Source organism: Frankia sp. CoWAU3 (assembly GCF_977971855.1).
Window position 1 is genome coordinate 57,920 of record NZ_CDWWXB010000003.1, and the last position, 2,173, is coordinate 60,092.

Here is a 2,173-nt window from a genome sequence, read left to right on the forward strand (position 1 = left end):
ATCGGTGGCCGATGATCCGCCGTGGCGTGGTGACCGTGTCTGCGACCGGCGCAACATCCCGACCAGCCAGGTGTCGGGCTCGACCGCGACGACCGTGCCGGACGACGTCGCGGCGGACGCGGCGGCGAAGGCGAACAGTCCCACGTTCGCGCCGATGTCCCAGACCACGTGGCCGGGGCGCACGACCTCGCCGACCAGGTCGGTCAGGACCGGATCGACGGCGGCGAGACTGGGGCGCAGATACTTCAGACCCGCCTCGGAAGAGACGTAGATGCGCGTCGCCTGGAAGGGAGGCGGCAGGCGGCGGGCCACCACCAGATGGTGGGTGAGCCGTTCCGCGAGAGGGCGTAGGACGGACAGGGTCGGCACGGTGTTCTCCTGTCGGGCAGTTTGTTCGGTTTCGTGGTAATGCGGTGCGACCGGGGCGGGTCAGGTCCGGGTGTGCGTCAGAGGCGGGCGGGCGACGATTCCGTGTCGCCGGAGCGCAGGTTGCCGGAGCGCGTGCCGCCGGAGCGGACCTCGTGGACGACCGTGGTGCGTACCGCGACAGGCAGCTCGGCATCGATCACGTACGCGGCGGTGTACGCCGGCACCGTACGGCTCCATCCGACCGCCCGGTGGGTGGAGCGCACCACCCACCGCCCCGGTCCGCCGGCCCGCAGGACCAGCCGCCCCTGGGAGGTGGTCACCGTGAGCGCATCCGTGGCCCCGCTCCGGGTGGCCGCGTTCCGGCTGGTCCCGATCGAGGTGGTCCCGATCGAGGTGGTACTGGTTCGCCTGGTATCGGCCGCCGCAGCGGTGACGGACACCCCGGGGGCGAAGTGGAACAGCACCTCGACGTGGTGGCGGCCCTCCCCGGTGATCCGATCGTCGACGGACAACCCACTCGGGTCGAGTCGCCACGTCCGCCAGTGCACGGGTCGCCCGGGAAGGTGGCGGTAGCCGTCATGGCCGGCGGCCAACATCGCCACGTTTTCGTGGTGGCACATCGTGACAAGAGTGGGACGGGCCCGGCGGCCCGCCCGGAACGCGCCCCAGACCTCGGTCGAGTCGGCGTGATCGACGATGACGGTCGAGTGGGCGGCGGTACCGCGTTCGGCGTCCCGATCCGGTCCGGGGGCGTAGGTCGAGGTCCCGGTATCCACCAGGAGCGGCCGGCCGTCGTGCCAGAGCAGAAACGCGAGGGTGTCGGCGTGGGCGTGGGCCGGAAGGTCCTCGGGACAGGGCAGGCCCACGTCGGCGAGCAGATGCCACGGTCCAGCCGTCAGCACGGCGAGACCGCTGTCGACCAGCAGAAGGCCGTCGGCCCGGTCAGATGCGGGCGTCCGCGGACGGGGCACGGTCCCCACAGTCGACTGCGACGTCGAGGTGGGCATCTCGGCCAGGCGCGGTGCCGGGATCGGAACGGGACCCGGACCCTGGACGGCGATCGGCGTCGGTCTTACCGGAGCCGGGAGAAGCAGCCGCAGGGCCTCGGCGGGCACCGCGAACCCGTCGTTGAGCGTGGGAACCACGCCGTCCGGTCCGAGTACGGCCGTCAGCCAGGCCCGCATCCTGCCGGCCGTGTCGAGCAGGGCGCCGGGCACCACGTGGCCCGCCGCGGTGAGCAGCCCGGCGACGTCGTCGAGGTCGGCCAGCACCTGACAGTGATAGGTGGGGGAGCGCTCGTAGTGTCCACCGTCGCTGAGGACCTGCCGATCGAGCTCGCGCAGCAGCGCGTCGACCCATCGTCGGCGGCCGCGGGCGTCGTCATCGGCGACCGCCAGCCCGATCAGCGCCTTGTAGTTCTTCAGCAGGTGGTTCCCGCCGACGTCGGTCTCCAGATGAGTGCGCAGGAAGGACCGGCAGACGCCGAGGTCGGCGAGGACCGCCATCTCGGCGGGCGTTCCCCGCGCGAGCCGGGGCCACAAGGCACACAGCGTCCAGGCCCGGAGCGACACGACGTAGGGCGACCAGGCAACCGGATCGCCCAGGGCCACGGAGGTCCGCCAGGCCAGATACAGCCGGGCGAACATCGCCGGCCCCTGGACAGCCTCGGTGGTGAATGCCCATGCCCAGTCCCAGTAGTGCAGATGGTAGCGCCACAGCAGCGGAGCGTCGGCCTGCCTCCAGTCCCATCGGGCGGGGGCCGCGGCGGCGCCGGCCCCCGCGGGGGTGCCGGTCGCGGGGGTGG

The 2,173-nt window shown here is 72.4% G+C and carries 1 protein-coding gene and 1 pseudogene; both read right to left on the reverse strand.

Going from position 1 to position 2,173, the window contains the following annotated elements; genetic code table 11:
• Nucleotides 1–369, reverse strand: a pseudogene (locus tag AC08ON_RS01010) (FkbM family methyltransferase); the annotation flags it as partial.
• Between the two features lie 77 nt (nt 370–446).
• On the reverse strand, nt 447–2,173 hold a 1,727-nt coding region (locus tag AC08ON_RS01015), incomplete at its 5' end, for a heparinase II/III domain-containing protein (protein WP_476616299.1).